The 24521-nt window shown below is 54.4% G+C and carries 22 protein-coding genes, 4 tRNA genes and 1 riboswitch; of the genes, 7 read left to right on the top strand and 19 right to left on the bottom strand.

All coding sequences use genetic code 11. The features are described from left to right. The first annotated feature begins 59 nt into the window (after positions 1-59). Positions 60-803 (top strand): flagellar regulator YcgR PilZN domain-containing protein, encoded by a 744-nt coding sequence (locus ACOZK9_RS05895; RefSeq protein ID WP_172979898.1) that lies wholly within the window; start codon positions 60-62, stop codon positions 801-803. Positions 804-863: 60 nt separating this feature from the next. Here ACOZK9_RS05895 and ACOZK9_RS05890 read toward each other — a convergent pair whose 3' ends face one another. After that, entirely contained in the window at positions 864-2246 is a 1383-nt protein-coding gene (locus ACOZK9_RS05890; RefSeq protein ID WP_058414104.1) for an MFS transporter, read from the bottom strand. Positions 2247-3196: 950 nt separating this feature from the next. Between ACOZK9_RS05890 and ACOZK9_RS05885 the strand changes: the two genes are divergently transcribed. Both ACOZK9_RS05885 and ACOZK9_RS05880 read left to right on the top strand, forming a co-directional pair. Continuing rightward, positions 3197-3934 carry a helix-turn-helix transcriptional regulator gene (locus ACOZK9_RS05885; RefSeq protein ID WP_058414105.1) on the top strand — a complete coding sequence of 246 codons (738 nt, stop codon included), beginning with the start codon at positions 3197-3199 and terminating at the stop codon, positions 3932-3934. A gap of 93 nt (positions 3935-4027) precedes the next feature. After that, on the top strand, positions 4028-4651 hold the full coding sequence (locus ACOZK9_RS05880) for an acyl-homoserine-lactone synthase (RefSeq protein WP_241678226.1): 624 nt from the start codon (positions 4028-4030) through the stop codon (positions 4649-4651). Between the two features lie 54 nt (positions 4652-4705). On the opposite strand, the gene ACOZK9_RS05875 is transcribed toward ACOZK9_RS05880, so the two are convergent. The 10 genes from ACOZK9_RS05875 to ACOZK9_RS05830 form a co-directional block, all read right to left on the bottom strand. Next, positions 4706-6421: a DUF885 domain-containing protein gene (locus ACOZK9_RS05875; RefSeq protein WP_152750748.1), complete on the bottom strand. Its 1716-nt coding sequence runs from the start codon at positions 6419-6421 to the stop codon at positions 4706-4708. Between the two features lie 18 nt (positions 6422-6439). Beyond that, on the bottom strand, positions 6440-6904 hold the full coding sequence (locus ACOZK9_RS05870) for an OsmC family protein (protein WP_152750750.1): 465 nt from the start codon (positions 6902-6904) through the stop codon (positions 6440-6442). Beyond that, positions 6897-8108 (bottom strand): ATP-grasp domain-containing protein, encoded by a 1212-nt coding sequence (locus ACOZK9_RS05865; protein WP_082649069.1) that lies wholly within the window; start codon positions 8106-8108, stop codon positions 6897-6899. Before ACOZK9_RS05865 ends, ACOZK9_RS05870 begins: the two co-directional genes overlap by 8 nt. Beyond that, positions 8074-9264, bottom strand: coding sequence for an MFS transporter (locus ACOZK9_RS05860; protein ID WP_152750752.1), 1191 nt, complete (start codon positions 9262-9264; stop codon positions 8074-8076). Before ACOZK9_RS05860 ends, ACOZK9_RS05865 begins: the two co-directional genes overlap by 35 nt. A 9-nt stretch (positions 9265-9273) precedes the next feature. After that, complete coding sequence (locus tag ACOZK9_RS05855; RefSeq protein ID WP_058414110.1) at positions 9274-10041, bottom strand: SDR family NAD(P)-dependent oxidoreductase; 768 nt, start codon at positions 10039-10041, stop codon at positions 9274-9276. Continuing rightward, complete coding sequence (locus ACOZK9_RS05850; protein ID WP_058414111.1) at positions 10025-10804, bottom strand: HalD/BesD family halogenase; 780 nt, start codon at positions 10802-10804, stop codon at positions 10025-10027. Before ACOZK9_RS05850 ends, ACOZK9_RS05855 begins: the two co-directional genes overlap by 17 nt. 27 nt (positions 10805-10831) lie before the next feature. After that, positions 10832-11629 carry a DUF3050 domain-containing protein gene (locus tag ACOZK9_RS05845; protein ID WP_152750757.1) on the bottom strand — a complete coding sequence of 266 codons (798 nt, stop codon included), beginning with the start codon at positions 11627-11629 and terminating at the stop codon, positions 10832-10834. Between the two features lie 13 nt (positions 11630-11642). Further along, the gene (locus tag ACOZK9_RS05840; protein ID WP_183141152.1) at positions 11643-12356 is read right to left on the bottom strand and encodes a hypothetical protein; all 714 of its coding nucleotides are present in this window, start codon (positions 12354-12356) and stop codon (positions 11643-11645) included. Between the two features lie 11 nt (positions 12357-12367). Then, entirely contained in the window at positions 12368-13573 is a 1206-nt protein-coding gene (locus ACOZK9_RS05835) for a phenylacetate--CoA ligase (RefSeq protein WP_161936711.1), read from the bottom strand. 387 nt (positions 13574-13960) lie between these two features. Continuing rightward, positions 13961-14037, bottom strand: a tRNA-Arg gene (locus tag ACOZK9_RS05830). Between the two features lie 323 nt (positions 14038-14360). Between ACOZK9_RS05830 and ACOZK9_RS05825 the strand changes: the two genes are divergently transcribed. The 3 genes from ACOZK9_RS05825 to ACOZK9_RS05815 all read left to right on the top strand — a co-directional run bounded on the left by ACOZK9_RS05825 (position 14361) and on the right by ACOZK9_RS05815 (position 15493). Further along, positions 14361-14585 (top strand): hypothetical protein, encoded by a 225-nt coding sequence (locus ACOZK9_RS05825; RefSeq protein ID WP_058414115.1) that lies wholly within the window; start codon positions 14361-14363, stop codon positions 14583-14585. A gap of 9 nt (positions 14586-14594) precedes the next feature. Continuing rightward, positions 14595-14774: a PA3371 family protein gene (locus tag ACOZK9_RS05820; protein ID WP_122251879.1), complete on the top strand. Its 180-nt coding sequence runs from the start codon at positions 14595-14597 to the stop codon at positions 14772-14774. A 392-nt stretch (positions 14775-15166) separates the two neighbouring features. Beyond that, entirely contained in the window at positions 15167-15493 is a 327-nt protein-coding gene (locus ACOZK9_RS05815; protein WP_003193592.1) for an Arc family DNA-binding protein, read from the top strand. Positions 15494-15672: 179 nt separating this feature from the next. Here ACOZK9_RS05815 and mgtE read toward each other — a convergent pair whose 3' ends face one another. The 8 genes from mgtE to ltaE all read right to left on the bottom strand — a co-directional run bounded on the left by mgtE (position 15673) and on the right by ltaE (position 23423). Next, positions 15673-17115, bottom strand: a complete 1443-nt coding sequence (gene mgtE / locus ACOZK9_RS05810; RefSeq protein WP_058414117.1) for a magnesium transporter — start codon at positions 17113-17115, stop codon at positions 15673-15675. Between the two features lie 349 nt (positions 17116-17464). After that, a tRNA-Arg gene (locus ACOZK9_RS05805) sits at positions 17465-17541 on the bottom strand. 72 nt (positions 17542-17613) lie between these two features. After that, positions 17614-17690: transfer RNA gene (locus ACOZK9_RS05800), tRNA-Arg, on the bottom strand. A 108-nt stretch (positions 17691-17798) separates the two neighbouring features. Next, positions 17799-17889: transfer RNA gene (locus ACOZK9_RS05795), tRNA-Ser, on the bottom strand. Positions 17890-17951: 62 nt separating this feature from the next. Continuing rightward, positions 17952-18140, bottom strand: coding sequence for a carbon storage regulator CsrA (gene csrA / locus ACOZK9_RS05790; protein ID WP_003175645.1), 189 nt, complete (start codon positions 18138-18140; stop codon positions 17952-17954). 174 nt (positions 18141-18314) lie between these two features. Beyond that, positions 18315-19556: an aspartate kinase gene (locus ACOZK9_RS05785; RefSeq protein WP_058415837.1), complete on the bottom strand. Its 1242-nt coding sequence runs from the start codon at positions 19554-19556 to the stop codon at positions 18315-18317. A gap of 97 nt (positions 19557-19653) precedes the next feature. Then, positions 19654-22272: an alanine--tRNA ligase gene (gene alaS, locus ACOZK9_RS05780; RefSeq protein ID WP_058415838.1), complete on the bottom strand. Its 2619-nt coding sequence runs from the start codon at positions 22270-22272 to the stop codon at positions 19654-19656. A 146-nt stretch (positions 22273-22418) separates the two neighbouring features. Then, positions 22419-23423, bottom strand: a complete 1005-nt coding sequence (ltaE, locus tag ACOZK9_RS05775) for a low-specificity L-threonine aldolase (protein ID WP_421555440.1) — start codon at positions 23421-23423, stop codon at positions 22419-22421. 188 nt (positions 23424-23611) lie between these two features. Next, a riboswitch (FMN riboswitch) is annotated at positions 23612-23781 on the top strand. Between the two features lie 113 nt (positions 23782-23894). Between ltaE and ACOZK9_RS05770 the strand changes: the two genes are divergently transcribed. Then, a complete protein-coding gene (locus tag ACOZK9_RS05770; protein ID WP_058415840.1) occupies positions 23895-24404 on the top strand; it encodes a 6,7-dimethyl-8-ribityllumazine synthase in 510 nt (169 codons plus the stop codon). The last annotated feature ends 117 nt before the right edge of the window (positions 24405-24521 follow it).

The raw sequence follows: 24521 nt of genomic DNA, 5'->3' as shown, positions 1-24521 counted from the left end.
ATGCTGGCAAAATGCCGGTTCTTGCGTGTAGTCGTATTTTGTCTGGAGATGGAAGAACCGTGTTCAACGCCCTTAATGCGGAAGATGCCCCGCAGCCACCCAAGGTGCTCACCACGCCTCTGGAAATCGCCAGCACCTTGCGGATGCTGCAAGAAAGCCATGACCCACTGATCATCACGTTCCACGAACGCAGCCAGCGCTTTCAAAGCTATTTGGTGGACGTTGACAGCAAAACGCTGACCCTGGACGAGATGATCCCGCGTGACGGCGAACGCCATCTCGAAAATGGCGAACCGTTCCGCATCGAAGGCTTTCACGACGGCGTGCGTGTGGCCTGGGAAAGCAACGGCAAGCTGGCCATCAAAGAAAAAGATGGCCAACGCGTCTACACCGGCAGCCTGCCCGATGAAGTGGTCTACCATCAGCGTCGCAATGCCTTTCGCGCTGCACTGAAGCTGGCCCAACTGGTCAACATCGAGATGGGCGGCGAAAAGATCAAGGCACCGGTCAGCGGCAAACTGCTCGACATCTCTGCCACCGGCTGCAAATTGCGCTTTGAAGGCGACATTTCCGATCGCCTGCAACTGGGCCAGGTCTACGACCGGTTTATCGCCGCCCTGCCCTTCGGCAGCATGACCACCTCTGTCGAACTGCGTCACCTGCACTTCGAAGACCGTATCAACATCACGTTCGCCGGCGTGCGCTTCCACAACATGAGTGGTTTGGTGCAGCGCCAGGTAGAGCGGTTTGTGTACCAGTTGCAGCGTGAAGCGCGACGTTTCGACAAAGACGACGATTTTTAACGTTTAAAATCGCGGCAAAAAAAACGGGCGGATCCTGATGGGATCTGCCCGTTTTTGCGTTCAGGGGCGCGCCCTGCTCAAGTCATGCGGATGCTCGTCCGGGCCCAGCGGCTCCGGCGGCCCTTCGAACAGCGGCTCATCGGCCGGTGGCTCAGGTTCGGCTTCAGGCTCGGGTTCGACTGGACCCTGCATTTGCTCCTGCACGATCGCCTCGTCCACGCGCGGGTCAAGGCACACCACCAGCGGCGAGCTGGACATGCTGTCGGGCATCGCAACGTGGTGCAGCGGCGCATCATCAACCTGATGCAGGTTGGTCACCGCCTTCGGCCGAATACGCCACACCAGCACCAACCCGCACAGGCTGAAAAACACATACAGCATGTGGCTGCCAAACAGCTTCATGGCAACGCCGGCCAACAGCGGCCCGATACTCGCACCCACGCCGTACGTCACCAGCAACATGGCCGTCAGCGACACCCGGCGATCACCCTCAACATGGTCGTTGGAGAACGCCACCGCCAGCGGGTACAGGCAGAACTGCACCAGCGAACACAAGAACCCGGCCACGAACAACACTTCCAGCGGCACCTTGGTCAGCACGGCCAACGGCAACGCCGTCACCGCCAGGCACAACGCAAAGCAACGAATCAGCAAGGCGCGATCATAGCGGTCCGACAACCAGCCCAACGGCCACTGCACCAGCAAGCCTGCAAAAATACAGCTACCCATGAACAGACCGACCTGCTCGGTGGTCAGGCCTTGCTGAGACGCATAGAGCGGCGCCAAACCGTAGAACGAACCCACGATCAACCCCGCACCCAGCACGGTACTCAGCGACTGCGGCACACGCTTGATAAAAAACCGCGGCTCCATCGGCGCCGGGTGCAGCGGCGCCGGGTGAATGCGCCGCGTCATGGCCACGGGCACCAGGCACAGGGCAAAACACAGCGCGACCAGCATCAGCAATTCAAGGCCCAGCTCTGGGTGCATCACCAGGATCAACTGACCCAATACCAACCCCAGGTACGACGCGATCATATAGCCGCTGAACACCACGCCACGCTGCTTGGCATCGGCCTGCTCATTCAGCCAGCTTTCGATGACCATGTACTGGCACATCATCCCCAGGCCCACAATCATCCGCAGCACGATCCACGCCGGCAGCCAATTGATCAGGCCATGGCCCAATACCGCCGCACCGACGATCCCGGCGCAGGTGGCATACGCACGAATATGCCCGACCCGGGCGATCAGGCGATGCCCGATTTTGCCGCCCAGCACCAGGCCAAAATAGTTGGCCGCCATCAACGCACCTACCCACAGGCTGTCGACATGGTCGGCCGCCAGGCGCAAGGCCAGGTAAGTACTGAGCAGGCCGGAGCCGATCAGCATCATCAAGGAGGCGAAATAAAGGGCTCGAAAAGATTTCCAGATTTGGCGCATCGGCGTTCCGAGCGGCTCCTTGCAGTGAGGGACAGGGCTATCGGCATGATAGTCCGGGGTGGCCGGGAACGGACAGGCAATAGGGGCTGTTTCCGGGGGAAAATTTTGCTTACTAGCTCAGACGCTGCATGGCGGCGTGCGAGGTACATGGGTTGCGATAAATACATCGCGCACCTGCTGAGAACCCGGATCGCGGGCAAGGTTCGACCGGTGTTTGAGGGCGCGCGCAAAAAAGCCCCGCCAGAGAAATCTGTACGGGGCTTTTTATGAGAGCGCTTCAGGGGCGCCACAAAGAGGGTATCCCAGGGCCGGTTCGAACGGCCAACCTTCCCGTAAGCACGCAGATGCGTTGATCAATCCGCCTGGTTCTGCTCGGGTCCTCAACACCGCAAACAACTGTCTAAAGGGACTATCGACAACCCGCCAGGCGATAACAAAGATTTTTCAATGCGTTCGAAAGAGCCAGCCCGCTATAACACGTAAGGCGACGTCCCGCTTAAATAACCGGAATGATACATTGATTGCCCTAAAAACAGATCGTAATGAACGTTTTGCTGAGCGCTGAGCATATTATTCAGTAGGCACGGGCAACTGTTTTAAAGTTTTAAACCCCGCGTGTATATCCTGAATGTTACAACAACAAATCAGACTGCAAACCGAAAACTTAGGGCCGGACCGAATGAGGAATGTATAGGCCTTGACGGTAGAAGGTGGTGGACTTCACGAACGGTTGACATCCCCCCCTTAAAGCCTCTATTTTCTGCGACGCAGCCAAAAATAAAAAAACTCAATCAATAATAATTATCATTCCCCAGCCACTTTTCGCAGTCGTATCTTCGCGCCCCATTTGGGTGCGTAAAAAGCAGCAAGCGCTTATCTGCACCATTGATGAGCGTTGATGAAAGTCTGGCATTAGGACGACCAGGATATACATTCAGAGGGAATAAAAATTGCTGGCTTTAGAAGAGTTTAATGGGATTTTACAAACGAATTCTGAAAAGCAATGGTTTGAAGAGTTAACCCATTGCACGCAAAGGCTGGGCTATACAGACTTTTTGTTCGGTCTGAAAAAAACAGCTAACGCCCCCTTGGAATCCGCCATCATATACTCCAACTACGATGAGACGTGGAGAAAAAAATATGATGAATCGGGTTACGCTTTCATCGACCCGGTAGTAGAGCATAGTTTTACCAAAGTATTTCCCATCGTCTGGCGCGAAGACATTTACCAAACGGTTCAGCAAAAAGACTTCTTCGAAGAAGCGAGTGCTCACGGACTTCGCAGCGGCATTACGCTTCCCTTGCATGGTCCTGGCGGAGAAATTGGTACATTCAGCTTGAGCCTGGATAATATCCAGAGCACTCCCCAAACGATCCGTCATATCTCTGATACCCTCCCACAGCTTATGTTAATCAAAGAGCTGGCACTGGGCAGCTATTTGCCTTACTTGCACACACCGAACCCGCTCATCAAAACAACGTCAGAGCTGTATCCCCTGTCAAAAAAGGCGATAGAAATTTTAAAGTGGTGCGCCATAGGAAAAACCTCTTGGGAGATCGCTCGAATTTGCGTGTGCACAGAAGCCAATATTAATTTCCACTTGAATAAGGCTCGCCATATTCTCGGCGTTAATAGCCGCAAGGCTGCTGTGGTGAAAGCTTATTCCTTGGGCATTATTGATATCTAAGCCACTGCTTTAATCGACTGCCGCTCAGTACATTACTAGACAATATATCGCTAATACGCTGCGATCGACACTATCATTTTTGATAGCTGATCAATGAAATATTTTGAATTATTCTCCTCTCACATTTTCGGTGAGGGGAAAAAAATGCATTATTCACTGGGTTATAAAAACGAATTTAACAAGCAAGCTATTATCTCCATGTACAAATTACGTGCCGATGTATTCAAGACACGTAAAGGCTGGGCGATCGACACTATCGATGGTATGGACATTGATGGTTACGATGCCTTAGACCCTATCTATATGCTGATCAAGAAAACCTTTGAAGATAATGATGTACAGGGTTGCTGGCGGCTTTTGCCTACCTCGGGCCCTTATATGCTCAAGCACACCTTCAGCGAGTTGCTTAACGGAGAAGAGGCGCCCTGCTCGGAAAAAATATGGGAGCTCAGCCGATTCGCCATTAACGCTGAAGAAAAACGAGTGATGAGCTTTTCAGACATCACCGCCGAAGCGATAAAAACCATCATAGCGTTTGGTTTCGAACAACAACTGGACAGCTATGTCACCGTGACAACTGTCGGTGTAGAGCGAATGCTCATTCGTTCGGGTATTCACCTGCAGCGACTCGGCCCCGCTCAGCAAATTGGCGTGGAACGTGCCGTGGCGCTGAAAATTCTGCTGTCGGAGCACACCAGAAAAGCCATATTGCAATAAGACGACCCACCTCCCGAAGAGAGCGCGTGCATAAAGTGTGCACGCTCTCGGTTATCAGCCCGGATAATTAAACGGGACCGCGCCGTTTCTTAAAAGACCCGCATTGAAGCGGCTCAAATCAAAGTCGTCACCGTACTTTGCATACTCATCGCAACGACGCTGGCGAATCGTAGCCAGCCCTACTTGATACCCGGCCGCTTGAGCGGGAACCGCAAGATAACGATCGATTTCGGCCGCCGCGTCCTCCGCGTCGAGCCCGGCACACTTCTCAAGAAAAGTTATACCTTGAGTGCGCGTCCAGCCCTTGGCATGCAGCCCTGTGTCCGCGACAACACGCGCGGCTCGCAACTGTTCGGTTCTGAGGTGCGAATTCTCGCCGCTGGCCGCGTCTGTATACAGCTGAAGCGTCGACGCGAGCCCTTCAGCATAAGTTGCCCAACCCTCGATAAAGGTGTTGAACAGACTCAGTTGCAATAACACCGGCAGCGCCGGATTCTGCCTCGCGACGCAGAATTGCAAGTGATGCCCGGGCACCGTCTCGTGAAAAGCCACCACTTCAAGGAAACTGAACGGCATTTGTCGAACCTTCGCCGCATTCACCCAAAAGATCGCCGGGGAATGCCGCCCTGCCGGGGTGTATTTGGCAAACGGTGCGGATGCCTCCAGCGCCGGTGGTATTGCCTTGAATGACAGAGCCTCAAGGTACGCGCCCTCAACACACTCATCCGCCAGAGCACAGGCCCGCTCGTTGAGTTCTTCCAGGTAAGTCAGCAGGGCGTGCGTAAAATCAAATGAATCCAGGCTTTGCCCAGAGCGCTGCAGCAAGTAGCTTTCGGTCGTTTCAGTGCTCACAACATTGGCTGCAGAGCGTGCCAACCGTTGGTTGACTGCCTCCATTTGCTCCAACCCGAATTGGTGAAGCAACTCGCCATCCAGGCTATTGGCCTGATACCGCAAAGCCTTCTGGTAATACTGGGTGCCGCCCGGAAGATCCAGAACCGAATGGACCGGCGCATGATCCGAGGAAAGAAAACGCTCCACTGCCTCAATAGCTGCTGAATATGCCGGGTAAATCGATGATTCCAGAATGGATTTAGCACGGTCCAAAAAAAACAATCGACTGTCGGCCGTAATCTTTTCACAGAGGCTGAGTGTGTGCGCGAACGAACCGTACAACGGGTGCACGTCCAGCGGTACGCCAATATAAGATCGTAATGTAGCAACCGCTCTGACCAGGATGGAATCAGGCGCATACCATCCCTGTTTCATATCGTGTTCAAATTTCTCCACCACGCTCGCTATCATATAGTTCAGTGATGCCAGTCGTTGTACGTAGAAAACTGCATCCGCTTCGCACGTCACGGCAAAACTATTCGCCAACGCCTCAGGTATATCAATGAGTGGCCCGTTGATCTGATTGATAATAAAGGGTATGTGGCCTGCCCAGGTATCGATGTATCCAACCGGCGCGTCTGTGTATCCGGCGAAGATAGCCACCTGCGACGCCAATGCCTGCAAGCGGATTTTCAAATCGGCTTCTATTCCCGGCTCGATCTGCCCTCGGATAGCCGTGGCGATGCTGTGCATCTGGGAACGCAACACGGTCTCGCATGCAACGCTATAGTCTTCGATCTTCGGGGCTGACGCCGCGCGCTCACCCACCGCGTACAGATCGTAAAATAAAGCGGTGCTTGGCCGCTGCTCAAGATATTTATCCAACGCTTGCTGGCCAACTTCGTGCAACAAACTACCTTGTACAAAACCGTTCATCCAAGCACCTGCAACCAGTTATGTTAGCGTGGGTTCACATTGAATGTCGAAATTCACCGAATTGGCCAAAAAGCATTCGTGATGCGCATCTTCGTGCAATTTAATCGCGAGTTCCTTATCTGAACCCGACGTCACCTCAACCTCCGGGCGCAGTATCACCTTGGTGAAATGTCCTTTGCGCGTAGGGTGTTCGTCCACCATGTAGCCCACTGCGTTATCAACATAGCGGGTGACGATAATTTTGTTAACGGCGCATAAATGCAGATACCACAACTTATGACACGCGGAAATTGACGCGACCAGCATGTCTTCAGGGTTCCACTTGGCAGGGTCACCGAGGAACGCAGGATCAGAAGAGCCTTGAAGAACAGGTTTACCCTGGGAGGTGGCCGTAAAATCGCGACCATAAGCCTTGTAATCAGAGGTGCCTGTTCCACGATTGCCGGTCCAGGAAATTTCAACTTCGTAGTAATGTTCACTCATGCAGGGCATTCTCGTTGGTCAGAATTTTGAATTGGCTGAAGGCCGTTTGAAAAATCGCCTCGTCGTCCGGACTTTTAAATTTTGAAATAAAATAGGCCGGGCGATCATAGTAACCGGTCGCCGGGTTTATCACATCACCCTCCTTGACGCCGACCTTATGCTCCAACAACGTTTCAATAAACGCCTCACTTAATGGAGAGACTGAGGCAATACGCCCTGCTGACACCGTCGAGAACTTAACGGCCGTCACTTGGGCTTCCGCACGGTTGATACGTGGCAGGTTGCCGAAACACAAAAATTCAGCGTACTCAAGAAAGACTTTGTTACCCGACGAATATTCAATTAGCTTGGTGATGAAGTCACCGCCAAACCGGCTATGGAGTTCGATGATCTCCAAGCGGCCATCAATGATCTTGAACTCGACATGGAAGGGGCAGATGCTCATACCAAGTGCTTCGAAAACTTCTTTCAAGGCGGGATGCAGCCAAGGCAACAAGCGATGGTTGGTGTCGAAACGATGGCCGGTTTCGACGAAATATGGCTGTTCGGTTGTCTCTTTTTCAGTCACGCCGTAAATGTGAAGCTCACCGTCAAGCAGCAGCCCTTCGACACTGAATTCCGCGCCAGGCAAAAAGCTTTCAACGATCAGTTCACAGCCATTGGCATAGGCGTTGTTTTGTAGCCTGTTCGAATAATCCGCGATCTCCGAAATATGCTTTATCAGCTGTACGCCGATGCTGCCCGTCAGGCTGATCGGTTTGACGATGGCAGGGAGATCGAATCGACCCAGTACCTCGGGCAGTTGATCAAGGGTGCTTTTTTCAAACTTTACCCCCGTCAAGCTCGCCGCGGCCAATGCAACTCGCATTGCATGTTTATCGACCGATTGCTTTTCCACCTCGGCGCTATGCCCGCGCATCGCCAATTGATCCCTGACCTGAGACGCGGGCATCAACCCCAGCTCAGCCAATGAAATCAGGTTATCCAATCGCAGATCGGTTGAAAGCGCTTGAATACACTCGACCGCGTAGGAGTCGCACGCGACGAAATGCAGATTGGAAGGCAGCTCGAACGCTTTCACAGTCGAAATGCGGGCATCCGTATCGATAAGAAAAACGTGCCCATTGAAATGCGAAAGCTGCGTCGTAATCTGCTTCAAAATGTCCAAATTATAAGGTAGCTGAAGGATACCGAGCCGTGTCATCTGCGCCTGCCTTTTTAGTGAACGCTAAAAGTGAAATCGAAAATATGAACGCCAAAACTCCCACGCCAAACGCCAGGACCCAGCCTGAATTGATCCCATAGATAACTGCCAGTCCCGTAGTGGTGGTGATCGAGAGGATTTTGCCAAGCGTGAGTACCACAGGGATCAACGAGAACAATTTAGCCCGGTACCGCACAGGCGCATTTTTGGAAATGAACACGCTCATGTAAGTAGCGCCAAGAATCTCCCCAATACTCCACAACACTACCAACGCCAACACCGGGTACACGCTGCCAAAAAAATAATGAATGCCAAAGCCAAACCCGTAAAACAGCGCAGCAATTCCCATATTCCTGATGGGGTCAATGGCTGAAGTGACCTTAACGACGTATTTGGTCAGCAACAATACAATCGCCGCGTTGACGATGCCGATCGTGCCAAACAGCACCGAACTGGAGTCTTTGTTTAAACTGTCCAACCAGACCGGCAACTGATACTCACGCTGAGCATCGAGGAACGCCAAACCGAAAAACAGGATAAAACTGCACACAATTATTGCGGACAGCGTACCAACATCCGCCGACTTGGGCGTGGGACTGCCCGACGTCGACGATGCTGCAACCGGCTTGAGCAACAACGCAGTGCACAAAAAGCTCAACGCGCTCAGCACTGTAAAAAAATACAACGGATACTGTGCTCCACGTGCCAGCAGGAAACCGCCGACAATGAAAACAATCGCAATCCCGATATTGTTCGCCAAGTACAAATTACCGAACGAACTCTCGCGATTCGATTCATCGACGCTGTTCGACAAATAGTTGCTGAGTACCGGATTTGCAGCCCCGGCCATGACAGCAAATACCGAGATAGCGGTAAACGTAATAGTCGCCGCAAGTGCCATCGAGCCGACAATCATGCTCAGCAACGAGCAAAAAGAGAACAGCAGCAACAACGAGCGCGATTGAAACTTGTCACCCAAGTACCCACCCGCTAGATTACCTACGAGGTAACTGACAGATAACACCGTGACCATCGTCGCCAGCGCGCTGGCGTCGAAGTCATACCGTTTGCTAATGAACAGTGCTGAAAACGGAATGACAAAGTTACTCGCGGTAAACAGCAGTTTGACAATACATATTCGCAAGGCGTTGGTCATGGTCTTTCCTCAGGCGGAGCCAGCCAGTCCGCCGCCATCGACGACCAAGCCTTCTCCGGTAATAAACGACGAATCACTGGACGCCAGAAACAAAACGGCACTGGCTATTTCACTGGGTTGACCGGCTCGACCTAACGGGCGGGTCGCCGCTGCATCGACCAAGGCATTTCTTTCAAGCCCCAGTTGCTCGGCTTCGTTGAAGAGCATAGGGGTCAACGTATCGCCAGGGCAGATGCAGTTGACGCGGATATTGTCGGGACCATGATCAATCGCCATTGCTTTGGTCAGTAAGACCACGCCGCCTTTTGAAGCACAGTAACTGGCCGCATTGCCCCCACCCACCAGGCCCCAGCCGGACGCAGTGTTAACAATGTTGCCCGCGCCGCGACGTTTCATATGAGGGATCGCAAATTTCGACATCAGGAAGATCGATCTCAAGTTGACACTGATGACCTGGTCCCATTCTTCTATCGTCGTATCCACCACTGAAGCGCGCCGAGTAATGCCCGCGTTATTAAACAGGACGTCGATGCGATCGTATTTCTGGATAACTGTTTCAATCAGTACGCGGCACTGCTCGGCATCCGTGACATCCACGGCATACGCCGAGGAATTCGTACCTGCATCAATGAGCGCTTGTAAAAGCGTTTCATCAATAACTTTGTCAACCAACACGACCTGTGCGCGCTCAGCAGCAAAGGCACGTGCGGTGGCCGCGCCGATACCACCATTACCACCCGTGATCACTACAACACGGTCGTCAAATCGCGAACGCATGCTCTACCTCTTCTTCTGCATATAAAATATCGGCAGTATTCCCGAAGGTGAACGACTCACGATGATCGAACGCCATATTAATGACCCGCCGACGCGAGGAGTTATCAGAAATAGGCGTGACCCTGTGCAAATTTTCACCGGCATTCAATATGTAACAATCACCGGCTTCCAGATGCACGCTATTGATAAGGCCGTGGCGTTTGGCAAAATTCAATCCGGCGTCGACTTGCTTGTAGGGGTCGATGGCCAGCTGCGCGCACAACGCCTTCCACTTTGCTACATATTCAACACACCCTCCGCTTCCTGCAGCGGGCGCATCCAGAACGATAATCAGCGCATAGGTCGGGTCGTCCAGATGCCATCCATGCGTCTGCCCCCGCCCATCAAGATAGTTGGCAACAATGCACTCCTCCTGATGTTTTACGGTATAGAGTTTATTTTGCGTGAGCAGTGACAATACCGTCTGCAACTGGTGATGCACATACAAACTCGGGATGAAGACTGTGTTCTTCAGAATTTTCTTGCCGCCCGCCACTGATAAAATCCGTGGCGTTTCATAGCCTGCCATGACGAAATCACGCTTGGCACTCAGATCATGTAACTTGAAGGTTTCTTCGTTCAGACGACTGAATACTTCTTTGGATAAAAAACTGCGTAGGGTCAGATAACCGTCTTGCTTAAACTGCGTACTGAGCTTTTGCAGATAGCTCTTATCAAGGTACATCGGCTCTACCACATCGGCGAGCACTAGTGATTCCATCATCGATCAGTCCCTGTTCGCGTCGTAGGTTCAAGCTAATTCAAGCTTCGTACTGGCTTCTTGATGATGGGCTGCGGCGTCATGTTTTTTCATGTCGGCCAGGATGCCGTCCCACAGGGTGATACGCGCACTGATTGCTTGTTGGGCTGCCCGCAACGCGGCGGCCTCGGCGTTCTCGTCGATGATCAGGTCAGACAGAATCTTCATGGCCGCCGGCCCATGCTCGTCGCCGTCCAGATCAATATGCCGTTGCAGGTAATGAACAAACCTAGGTGCCGATTCCTTTTTCAGGCCCCATTGATCAAGCAGCGCCTGGAACATCTGCGGAATGGCATCTTCACGACCGTAGAAGAAGCTGCTGGCGGCTTCTTCGGCGCGCCCATTAAGTGCGGTGTCAATCGTCTGACGAACGAAGTTGATGACGTGGCTCGGTGCGTCTGCCAACTCCAGAGCCCGCTCAAGCTCAACTCCGCTGCGGTAATGTTGTTCAAACAGGTCAAATTTATGCCTGGAGCACCCCATGTCGGCCATGGCGGCCAGATACATATCAAAGTGGCTGGCGGGCAGGCCGTCATCGCCCAGATCACTTTCCTCACCCAAAATAATTTCGTTGATAAACCGCGCTTTTTTGGCATCGGTTGGTGTGAACCACGGCAAGCGGGTGCAGGTGAGTTCAATTTGCAGGCGTTTCGCCAGGCTCATGAAATCCCACACAGCGAATACGTGGGACTCCATGAAAATTTTCAGATGAGCTGGAGAGTTGATATAGTTGTAGATCTCGTGGTTTTCGAGTGTGGTTTGCAAGTGCCGCAATTGTTGATTGAACATGTAAAGATCCTTCTTAATTATTTTCGACGGCGATCGGTTGATCGGCATGCGCCCTATGGGCGGGTGCGGTTTCGACTTGCGTTTCGCTTTCACCTTTACCGGTCAAATCACGGTACATACGCTTCAACACTTTCGGTGTCGGAATTAAAAGCGCCGTGTCATTTCGATACTGCTGCCAGGATTCGCCAATCATTGCCAGCCCGCGCAAATCTTGATGATAAGTACCCAAGTAGAGGTAAATAGTGGCGCCGATTGCCAGGAACAAGGTGTCCAGCGTCATCACCGGGTGAGTCCAGAACAACAGAATCAGGCACGTGTGGTGCGGAAACCGGATGTATTTTTTTATACCCTGCTGACGGACACGGTAATACGCAGGCATCTTTTCGTTTTTAAGCCTTGCCGCGACTTGGCGAACCCCCAGCCATTGCCAGAACGAGGTGGTGTACTTAAAGCAGAAAAAGAAGAAAAACAGCGACGCGGCCAGCGAAATAGTCATCAAGTGAAATGGAATGCTGCCGGGCGCCAGATAAAAGATATAAACGCCCGACGGCGCCCAAAAATGAAAAGCCAGCAGCAGTGTAATCACCGACATGATGCTGTAACTTATATTCCAGCTCCACGCGGGCAATATCGCGTTATACCCACGCACCAGCGCTTTTGTTGTCAATACGGTATGCTGTAACCCGTAGGCAAGCATAATTAGAAAATCAACCATCCACCAAGTCATCGTGTCTATCCTTAATTGATCATATAACGAGCGAGTTTAGGCTTCGGTGCAAACTGCAAAAACGGGTCTTGCGCCACGTTCAAACGCACCGTTACTTCATACTGCGGAAATTCTTTTCTTAACGTCGAACGCACTTCTTCGACCACCTGATCACTGCCCAACGCAACCAGATCAACATCAATGCTTCGTTGGGTGCTGGAGCAGTTCGCCACGTAGTTGAAAATGGGTTGTTGCACACTGTAAATCAGCTCTTCGAGTCGAGCGGAGCTCGGGTAGCCCGCCTGCAGATTTGCAATACGTCCCAAGGGCTTGAACTTGAACGGGTGATTCTTCTTGACCGTCACTTCGAACACATCATTGGTGTTATAGCGTTTTATCGGCAGTAACCCGCCTTTAAGCCAGGTCACGTGCAACTCACCTTTGACCCTGTACTCATCAGCGTTGGCAATCGTGACCTCGCCATCGACGATCTCAAAGATGAAATCCTCTTGAAACGGCAGATATTGGCCGTTACCAATCCCGTACATCAGGCTGGCTGTTTCGCTGCCGCCGTATACAAAAGCAACGACCTCACACGCTTCCCCCAGGATTTTTTTAAAGTTTGCTTCACAGGCTTCTGTGATCAGTTCCCCGGTCAACAACACCTTGTCCAGCTTAAGCTCCGCACCCTCGCCAAGTTTCTTGATCTCGTACAATATTTTCAACGCCAGCGATGGCGTGGTCATGAGGGTGGTAATTTGATACCTGACCAATACATCACGGATTCTACGGTAATCACAGATACCCTCAATAGGGAAAACTTTGACGTAACCGACTTCGAGTTTTCTCAAGGCAAATGTCGTGGCCTCAATAAACGGACTCAGCATGCCCGGGTGTATGATCGCAACTCTGTCCTGCTTTTTTTTTAGCAGCCTGGAGTACGCGTACATCTGGTTTTGCGTATTCCAATTCAGCTCGATATTACCGCGTGGCGTTTGCAGCGGCTTACCGGTTGTTCCGGAAGTTTCGCTGAACAACACCGCATTTTCCAAAAAAGAGTCGCGATGCTCTTCCGCATAATCAATCAAATCAGTCTTATTCTGAACAGGAATATGTTGGAGCATATTCTCCAGGTCAATTTCATCAAAATGATTTTGAGGATAGTCTTGCCCTTCCTCTGCCGTTGAGGCCAAGTATTCAGCGGCCTTCCTTCTGTTTGCCGTGATGACTAAATGCATGAACATCCCTTACTTGATTATCCGTGTTCTGGATCAAAAGATGTCATTTCGTAATTTTAATCGCAACTATCAAAACTATTAGTTTTCCGTCAGCCCCCCGCCCTGTATAGGTCTCGTTCGGGACTGCATGGCCAGCTGGCACGCAGAGTTTGGCGCAGTGGCGTGAAGACGATTCAAGAGGGAATTCTAGAGGGGCGTGCAACGGTCAATGGCCTTTAGCCACAAATCGTCGCAGGTGCACGGAGCAAGGGAATCAATCACACAAAAAGGAGTGAGCATTGATTGCTTCAGAGCACGGCGAAGTTTAGGTAATTGGCGGCCAGCCGTCGCAGGGGAATACAACGACAGCGGAGGGTTAGACAAAAATTCGCTAACCCTTTGATTATATGGTGTCCCAGGGCAGGTTCGAACTGCCAGCCTTCCCCTTAGGAGGGGGATGCTCTATCCAATTGAGCTACTGGGACAAATGACAGCTGCCGGGCCAAACGCGCAGCGGCGGACGGCGTGCATGTTAACGGCCGAGGTCGGTTTTGTCATGTCGTCCGTGGGCTTTTTGAGTGTAGGCCGTTCCTTGAATGAGGCACCGCCGTTTCGCCCCGTAAATACGGGCACTTGCCGGCGTCGTGCAAATTGCACGCCCTCAAAATGCCAGTCTTGCAAATTGCAACGCACAAGCACCTAAAAACATATCTAACCCATTGTTTTTATTGAATTAAAATATTGGCACGACACCTGCAATACTTATCCTACAAAACCATTCGACCCAGCCACTGCGGAGATCAAGAACATGAACAGCGCCCTTCTGTTAACCCTCAACGCTGTGGCTTTGGCTGCACTGGTTATGTTCCATTTTCACTCCAGCAATGATGATGCCGCTCAAATCACTCAGGCCGTGCCGCATCACCTGCAGCAGCGCCCGCAACTGGCGGTGATGACACCTGCTATGCAATCGCCGATTCGTGTGACTCAGGACACTCAGACCGCGCCTGTATCCGAACACTGGGTGTTCTGAGGAAGCCATATGAGCAAGTCCGCCTGGCTGTTCCTGTTTTTGACCGTTACAAGCGGTGTGACGGGTTTAAGCATTGCCTCGCAACACGCGCAAACGCCTGCCTTTATTGCCACCGGCGTGTTTGCCGGCTTGCTGGTTATCACGCTGATCGTGGGCCGGCGCATCAAGTTCGACCCGGTACTGCGCTGATCGGTCGACTCGCTTGACCCCCTACCTTATGTCGCCTTTCACTAGCAAATTGGCAGATCGCCACTATCCTTAAACAATAGGGCAAAAGGCCACACCTTTGAGCACTTTGCGCGCCTACCCCCTTTGCGGACGAGGTTTGCTCAAGCGTTCCGGTTTGGAATCATTCGTAGCCAAAACTTCTAACCAGTCCGCAAAATTGCAAATCAGTGCTGGCATAAAGCCTTTAGGCAGTTCAATATTTGTCACAGAATTGACGCCAAGGAACTGTCAAATCTGAGGCATGATGCGGCCTCTTTGCAATTCGGGTTGAACTTTGGTCGTGAGTCTTGTCTTAACACTCATCCTTGCGGCCAATTCCAAAAACCGCTCCCCTGAACTAACCGGTTAAATATATGCGCCCATTGAAACAGGCAATTTATTCCAGCCGTACGGCTGACAAATTCGTCGTACGTCTGCCAGACGGAATGCGGGAACGCATTGCCGAGGTGGCTCGCAATCATCACCGCAGCATGAACTCTGAAATCATCGCGCGCCTGGAACAGAGCCTTATTCAGGAAGGTGCGTTGGGCGAAGAGTTGAGCATGCGCCTGGACAGCCCGGAGCTGTCACTGCACGAACGCGAACTGCTGCAGCGTTTTCGTCAGCTCTCCCACCGCCAGCAAAATGCCCTCGTCTCGCTTATCGCGCACGACGTTGAGGCGGCCGCAGAAGCCAACTGATCCAAAACTGCAAGCCAGAGCCAGCCATGTGCTGGCTTTTTTTTGCCTGAGGTTTGAGGGTCGCCCGGAACAGGGCTGTGCGGGAGCAGCGTTGCGACTTGCTCGCGAGTGCGGTGGATCAGTCAATTTATTGCTGATTGACAGAGCGCATTCGCGGGCAAGCCCGTTCCCACAAGGGATCACAACAGGAAGATGGTCGCCAGGCCGAGGAAGATGAAGAAACCACCGCTGTCGGTCATGGCCGTAATCATCACGCTGGCCCCCATGGCAGGGTCGCGACCGAGGCGCGCCAGCGTCATCGGTATCAACACGCCCATCAGCGCAGCCAGCAGCAGGTTGAGGGTCATGGCAGCCGTCATCACCACACCCAGCGACCAACTGCCATACAGCAAGTAGGCCACCACACCGATCACGCCACCCCACACCAAGCCATTGATCAAGCCAACCGCCAGTTCCTTGCGCATCAGGCGCGAGGTATTGCCGGTACTGACTTGGTCGAGCGCCATCGCGCGCACAATCATGGTAATGGTTTGGTTGCCGGAGTTGCCACCGATACCCGCCACAATGGGCATCAAGGCCGCCAGCGCCACCAGCTTCTCGATCGAGCCTTCGAACAACCCGATCACGCGAGAGGCAATAAACGCGGTAATCAGGTTGACCGCCAACCACGCCCAACGGTTACGCAGTGAGCGCCACACCGAAGCAAAAATATCTTCCTCTTCGCGCAGACCGGCCATGTTGAGGACTTCGGTCTCACTCTCCTCACGAATCAGGTCGACGATTTCATCGATGGTCAAACGACCAATCAACTTGCCGTTCTTGTCGACCACCGGGGCCGAAATCAAGTCGTAACGCTCGAATGCCTGCGCTGCGTCGTACGCATCTTCATCCGGGTGAAAACTCACCGTGTCACTGGCCATCAAGTCTACGACGCGCTTTTCCGGGTCATTGACCAGCAGGCGCTTGATCGGCAGCACACCTTTGAGAATGCCGTCATTGTCGACGACGAACAGTTTGTCGGTATGCCCTGGCAGTTCTTTGAGGCGGCGCAGGTAACGCAATACCACTTCGAGGCTGACGTCTTCACGGATGGTGACCATCTCGAAGTCCATCAACGCACCGACCTGGTCCTCGTCATAGGACAGCGCGGAGCGAACACGCTCACGCTGCTGGGTGTCGAGGGCCTCCATCAGCTCATGCACAACATCACGCGGCAATTCAGGAGCGAGGTCAGCCAGCTCGTCGGCGTCCATCTCCTTGGCGGCCGCCAAGAGTTCATGATCGTCCATGTCGGCGATCAGGGTTTCCCGCACCGAGTCAGACACTTCAAGGAGAATATCGCCGTCGCGATCAGCCTTGACCAATTGCCACAGGGTCAGTCGATCATCGAGCGGCAAGGCTTCAAGAATGTAGGCGACGTCGGCGGAGTGCAGGTCATCGAGTTTGCGCTGCAACTCGACGAGGTTTTGCCGGTGAACCAGGTTTTCGACACGGTCGAGGTTCGGACCTTCCTGGCGGTGCGTGAGGTCTTCCACCACACGCTGACGCTGCAGCAGCTCGATGACTTGAGCCAAACGATCCTGCAGGCTGTCTTGTGTTTTCTTTACTTCTACTTCGGTCATAGGCGAACTCCACTCCCAGCAGCGGGGCACGCCGGAAGGATCAATCAGTCAATTCATGATTGGTAAAACGGGGTACTGAGTTACTACTGGGTAAGTCCATGGAGGTATTCCACAAGCCCCGGCGGGGCTGACGGGCGCAATGATACACCGCCCGGCCATTTTTAACGTTAAAAAACTGGAAAGAACAAGCGCTTGCGAGACAAAGCTAAGCACTGACTGCATCTACTAACTGCGACGCCACGACACCACGGGAAAACACATGGTCGGGGCGAAAAACTGAATCTGAGGATAAACCCTACACAAACCCCAGACGGCAAAAAGCCCGCACTAGGCGGGCTTTTTGTTTGTATGGTGCACTCGACAGGATTCGAACCTGTGACCGCTCGGTTCGTAGCCGAGTACTCTATCCAGCTGAGCTACGAGTGCAGATTGTGTTTTTAGACCAGATCACAACTGGCTGAAGCCGAACCACCTGCATTGCTGCACATGACTCTTAAATGGTGCACTCGACAGGATTCGAACCTGTGACCGCTCGGTTCGTAGCCGAGTACTCTATCCAGCTGAGCTACGAGTGCATTTGTTGCCGCGCATTATAGGCCGTTCAATCTCTATGTAAAGCTATTTTTTCGAGCAATTTCAACAACTTACCGAAAAAACCAGATTGCAACGTACTAAGCAAATAATGGCGGAGAACGGGGGATTCGAACCCCCGACACCCTTTTGAGGTGTACTCCCTTAGCAGGGGAGCGCCTTCGGCCACTCGGCCAGCTCTCCGCAACACGGGGCGTATATTAACCACGTTCATCCCCGTTTGCAAACATAAAAAACGATAAAAATTAAAGGCTTGGTTCTTCGTCCTTCTCTTTCTTGATCCGCAGGTAAATTTCTTCGCGGTGTACCGCTACCTCTTTCGGAGCGTTAACCCCGATACGTACTTGATTGCCTTTGACGCCGAGCACGGTCACGGTGATTTCGCCATCACCGATAATCAGGCTTTCTGCGCAACGACGAGTCAGAATCAGCATACCTTTCTCCTCACGCATTTCATTTCAGGAACAACAGTCTGCAAAAAAAAGGCGTTCGACCTACAACCCAAAGGCCATAGCCCTGACGGCCTAAGTATTGTCGAGCGCAGGCAAAACGCCATGCGCTCTACAAAAAATCAAAGGCGCGGTAAACCGCGCCTCTCTGGCATCGCATCACTCGCCCTGTCGGGCCGGTGCATCCAGCTCAAAAGCGGTATGCAGCGCGCGTACAGCCAGCTCCAGGTACTTCTCTTCGATCACCACCGAAACCTTGATTTCGGAGGTTGAGATCATCTGGATGTTGATGCTTTCTTTCGCCAGGGCCTCGAACATGCGGCTGGCAACGCCGGCATGCGAACGCATGCCCACACCCACGATCGACACCTTGGCAATCTTGATGTCGCCGATCACTTCACGGGCGCCAATTCCGCTCGCCGTGTTCTGCAGGATTCGCTCCGCGGCATCGTACTCGTTACGGTGCACGGTGAAGGTGAAATCGGTGGTGTTGTCGTGTGAAACGTTCTGCACGATCATGTCGACTTCAATGTTCGCGCCGCTGATAGGGCCGAGGATCTTGAAGGCCACGCCAGGAGTATCTGGCACGCCACGGATCGTCAGCTTGGCTTCATCGCGGTTGAAAGCGATGCCGGAAATGATCGGCTGTTCCATGGATTCCTCTTCATCAATAGTAATGAGGGTGCCCGGACCCTCTTTGAAGCTGTGCAATACGCGCAGCGGCACGTTGTATTTGCCGGCGAATTCCACCGCGCGAATCTGCAACACCTTGGAACCGAGGCTGGCCATTTCCAGCATCTCTTCAAAGGTGATCTTGTCCAGGCGCTGGGCCACGGACACCACACGCGGGTCGGTGGTGTACACACCGTCCACATCAGTATAGATCTGGCATTCATCGGCCTTGAGCGCCGCTGCCAGTGCTACGCCGGTGGTGTCCGAACCGCCACGCCCGAGGGTGGTGATGTTGCCCAGCTCGTCTACACCCTGAAAGCCCGCTACAACTACCACGCGCCCTGCTTTCAGATCTGTACGAATCTTCTGATCATCGATTTGCAGGATGCGCGCCTTGGTATGTGCGCTGTCTGTGAGGATGCGCACTTGGCTGCCCGTGTAGGAAACTGCCGGTACACCCCGCTTGTTCAGCGCCATGGCCAACAGCGCGATAGTCACCTGCTCGCCGGTGGACACGATCACATCCAGCTCACGCGCCAGCGGCTGTTGATCACCGCTGATGGCCTTGGCCAGATCGATCAGGCGATTGGTCTCGCCGCTCATGGCCGACAGCACCACCACCAGGTCGTCGCCGGCATCGTGGAACTTCTTAACCTTGTCGGCGACCTGCTCGATTCTTTCGACAGAGCCGACCGAGGTGCCTCCAAATTTCTGTACGATCAAAGCCATTTCTAAGCCGCCTTAGCCCGTAAAGGGGCGCCTGATAAACAAATCTTGCAGCAACCGAAAACGCCCATGACTAGACCATGGGCGTATTAACAGCGCCTTAAATGCCGGCCTCGACAAACGGCACGGTCAGGGCCAGGGCAGCGTCCAGGGCACCGGCGTCTACACCACCGCCTTGCGCCATGTCAGGACGACCACCGCCCTTCCCGCCCACTGCCGCGGCAGCTTGCTTCATCAAATCACCAGCCTTGAGTTGGCCAGTCAGGTCCTTGGTTACACCGGCAACCAGCACGACCTTTTCCTCATGGACACCGCCGAGCAGGATCACTGCGCGGCCGAGCTTGTTCTTCAACTGATCGACCAAGGCCAACAGCGCCTTGCCGTCTTGCCCGTCCAGGCGCGCAACCAGCACTTTTACACCCTTGACGTCCAGCGCGGAAGCCGACAAATCGTCGCCCGCTGCACTGGCTGCCTTGGCCTGCAACTGCTCCAGTTGCTTCTCCAGCGCGCGGTTGCGCTCCAGCACGGCAGACAGTTTGTCGATCAGGTTGTCGCGGCTGCCCTTGACCAGGCCCGCCACTTCCTTGAGTTGTTCTTCGCCAGCATTCAGGTAGGCCAGCGCCGCAGCGCCAGTGATCGCCTCGATACGTCGCACACCAGAGGCCACACCGCCTTCGCTGATGATTTTGAGCAGGCCGATGTCGCCGGTACGGTTGGCGTGAATACCGCCACACAGCTCTACCGAAAAGCTGCCGCCCATGCTCAGTACGCGCACCTGGTCGCCGTACTTCTCGCCAAACAGCGCCATGGCGCCTCTTTTACGCGCGCTTTCGATGTCGGTTTCTTCCATCTCTACCGGGGAGTTCTTGCGAATCTCGGCGTTGACGATGTCTTCCAGTGCCTTCAACTGCTCAGGCTTGATCGCCTCGAAGTGGCTGAAGTCAAAGCGCAGGCGCTGACTGTCGACCAGCGAACCTTTCTGCTGAACATGCTCGCCCAACACCTGGCGCAATGCGGCGTGCAGCAAGTGAGTGGCCGAGTGGTTCAAGGCAGTTGCATGCCGTACGTCGGCATCTACCTGAGTGTCCACCGGCGCACCGACGGTCAAGTTACCCAGCACCAATACGCCGTGATGCAGGAATGCACCGCCGGTCTTGGTGGTGTCGCGCACTTCAAAACGGCCGGACGTCGAGCTGAGGAAACCACAGTCGCCAATTTGACCACCGGACTCGGCGTAGAACGGCGTCTGGTCCAGAACTACGACCGCCTCTTCGCCTTCGTTCAACACGTCGACCGACTTGCCGTCTTTGTAAATGGCAACAATTTTGGCCGAGCCAACCGTGGCCTTGTAGCCGATGAACTCGGTCGGCACGTCAACCTTGACCAGCGTGTTGTAGTCCAGGCCAAAAGAGCTGGCAGAGCGGGCACGCACGCGCTGGGCCTGCATCTCGCGCTCAAAACCGGCCTCATCGATGGTCAGCTCGCGCTCACGGGCGATGTCGGCAGTCAGGTCCATCGGGAAACCGTAGGTGTCGTAGAGTTTGAACACCACGTCGCCTGGCACCACAGTGCCTTTGAGATCAGCCAGGTCCTGTTCCAGAATTTTCAGGCCATGTTCCAGGGTCTTGGAAAACTGCTCTTCTTCGGCCTTGAGCACGCGCTCGATGTTGTCTTGCTGCTGCTTGAGTTCCGGGAAGGCGTCGCCCATCTCGGCCACCAGCGCGGCGACGATTTTGTAGAAGAAACTGCCGCTGGCGCCCAGCTTGTTACCGTGACGGCAGGCGCGACGGATGATACGGCGCAACACGTAACCACGGCCTTCGTTCGACGGCAGCACGCCATCGGCGATCAGGAAACCGCAGGAACGAATGTGGTCCGACACCACCTTGAGCGAAGACTGGCTTTCGTTGGCGCAGCCAATCGCCGCAGCCGAAGCGCTCAACAGGTTGGTGAACAGGTCGATTTCGTAGTTGGAGTGCACGTGCTGCATCACCGCACTGATCCGCTCCAGGCCCATGCCGGTGTCGACCGACGGCGCCGGCAGCGGATGCAACACGCCATCGGCGGTGCGGTTGAACTGCATGAACACGTTGTTCCAGATCTCGATGTAACGGTCGCCGTCTTCTTCCGGCGAGCCCGGCGGGCCACCCCAGATGTCGGCGCCGTGATCGTAGAAAATCTCGGTGCACGGGCCGCACGGGCCTGTGTCGCCCATGGTCCAGAAGTTATCGGACGCGTACGGCGCGCCCTTGTTGTCGCCGATGCGGATCATGCGCTCAACCGGCACACCGACTTCTTTGGTCCAGATGTCATACGCTTCATCGTCGGTTGCGTAGACGGTGACCCACAGCTTGTCTTTAGGCAGCTTCAACACGCCGGTCAGGAAGGTCCAGGCAAACGTGATCGCATCTTTTTTGAAATAATCACCGAAGCTGAAGTTGCCCAGCATTTCGAAGAAGGTGTGGTGGCGAGCGGTGTAACCGACGTTTTCCAGGTCACTGTTCTTGCCGCCGGCGCGCACGCACTTCTGACTGCTGGTGGCGCGGGTGTACGCGCGTTTTTCTTGACCCAAAAAGCAGTCTTTGAACTGGTTCATGCCCGCGTTAGTGAACAGCAGGGTTGGGTCATTGCCTGGGATCAAGGAGCTGGAGGCGACACGGGTGTGACCTTGCTCTTCGAAGAAGCGAAGGAAGGCTTCACGGATTTCTGCGCTTTTCATTAGGTTCTTCCACGGAGTCTGCGGCCAAAGGCCAGTGCGCAACATCATCAGACGGAGCGACGGCAAAGGGCCGCATTATATCGGCCCTTTGCCGGTGGTACAGCGTGTTTATGTGATAGAAACGCTCAATTAGACAGCCTGCAGGGTCATTGCCGCGAAAATTCGATGAATGTCTGCAGCACGCGTTCAATCTGCGCCCGGCTCACATCCAGATGCGTGACCATGCGCAGACGCGGCGCGGCGGTCAATTTGATCCCGCGCTCGGCGGCAAATACCTTCAAGGCCTGCGCCTGATCACCCACCTGCACATACACCATATTGGTCTGTACCGGCTCAATCGTGTAACCGGCCTTGCGCAGTTCTTCGCCCAGCCAGTGCGCGTTGGCATGGTCATCAGCCAGGCGCTGCACCTGGTGATCCAGCGCATACAGCCCCGCCGCCGCCAGGCTGCCAGCCTGACGCATCCCGCCACCGAGCATCTTGCGCAGGCGCCGCGCCTTGGCGGTCAGCGCCGTGGCGCCGCACAATACCGAGCCCACCGGCGCGCCGAGGCCCTTGGACAGGCACACCGAGACCGAGTCGAAGTGCTGGGCAATTTCACGCGCATCCACCCCAAGCTTGACCGCCGCGTTGTAGATTCGCGCGCCGTCCAAGTGCAGCGCCAGGCCATGCTCACGCGTAAACGCGCGGGCTTTTGCCAGGTAGTCCAGCGGCAACACTTTGCCCTGCATAGTGTTTTCGAGCGCCAACAGGCGCGTGCGGGCAAAGTGAAAGTCGTCGGGCTTGATCGCCGCCAGCACGTGGTTCAGGTCGAGGCTGCCGTCCGGCTGCACCTCCAGCGGCTGTGGCTGGATCGAACCCAGCACCGCCGCACCACCGCCTTCGTATTTATAGGTGTGGGCCTGCTGCCCGACGATGTATTCCTCGCCGCGCTCACAATGCGCCATCAACGCCAACAAGTTGCTCATGGTGCCCGTGGGCACGAACAACGCGGCCTGAAACCCCAGGCGCTTGGCCAGTTCAGCCTCTAAATGGTTGACGCTGGGGTCTTCGCCATACACGTCATCGCCGCTGACCGCGTTGGCCATGGCATCGAGCATACCGGGGGTGGGTTGGGTCACGGTGTCGCTGCGCAGGTCAATCACAGTCATGAAAGTCGCCTCTAGCAGATTAGGTTAGCCCTGCGTGAATAATGACTGCGGGCATCGCCATAGAATATAAAGACTCTTGATGATTAATCGAATACCAACCAAACAAACCGATATAGCTTATCGAAACGACGGTCGTGCAGTTTTTGAAAAACCATGTTAAAAACTCTCCGCCGCCAGGGTTCTGGTGGCAACGTTCTCAGGGCGGGGTGTAATTCCCCACCGGCGGTAATTGCACGCAATGTGCATAGCCCGCGAGCGCTTGGCGCCTCGAACCGCTCATGCGGTTCGGCGACAAGGTCAGCAGACCCGGTGTGATCCCGGGGCCGACGGTCATAGTCCGGATGAAGAGAGAACGGGATTGGCACCTAAGGGCCGCACGCTGACGTCATGTTTGCATGACCAGGCTGTGCATACCCTTAAATCCCATTCGATTCATAACGCCCTGTTTTTTTCTTAAACAGGAGTCAGAACATGCAACCTACCGCAATCGACAGCAAAAGCAAAAACCATCACGGCGAGCGTGTCGCGTTTATCCAGGCCTGCTGGCACAAGGATATTGTCGACCAATCGCGCAAAGGCTTCCTCGCCGAAATGATCGCTCAGGGCTACCAGGAATCGGACATCGATTTCTTTGAAGTCGGCGGCGCCTTTGAAATGCCCCTGCACGCCAAGCTGCTGGCCAAGACCGGCCGTTACGCCGGCATCGTTGCTGCAGCGCTGGTGGTGGACGGTGGCATCTACCGTCACGAATTCGTCGCCCAATCGGTGGTCAGCGGCCTGATGCAGGTACAGCTGGAAACCGAAGTGCCGGTGTTCTCGGTGTCACTGACCCCGCATCACTTCCACGCCGGCACCGAGCACCACACGTTTTTCTACGAGCACTTCGTGCACAAGGGCCAGGAAGCCGCGCGTACCTGCGCCGACACCCTGCACAAGATTCGCGCAATCCGCCGCAGCGAGCCGCGTGCCGTAGCGGTCTAAGCAACAGCACAAAACCAATGTGGGAGGGGGGGGGGGGGGGGGGGGGGGGGGGGGGGGGGGGGGGTGGGGGGGGGGGGGAGGGGGGGAAAAAAAAAATAACCAGCCGCCCCGGCCGCC

Origin of the sequence: Pseudomonas kitaguniensis (assembly GCF_049199985.1) — a bacterium.
Taxonomy (GTDB): Bacteria; Pseudomonadota; Gammaproteobacteria; order Pseudomonadales; family Pseudomonadaceae; genus Aquipseudomonas; species Aquipseudomonas kitaguniensis.
This window is presented reverse-complemented; position numbering and strand designations above follow the sequence as displayed.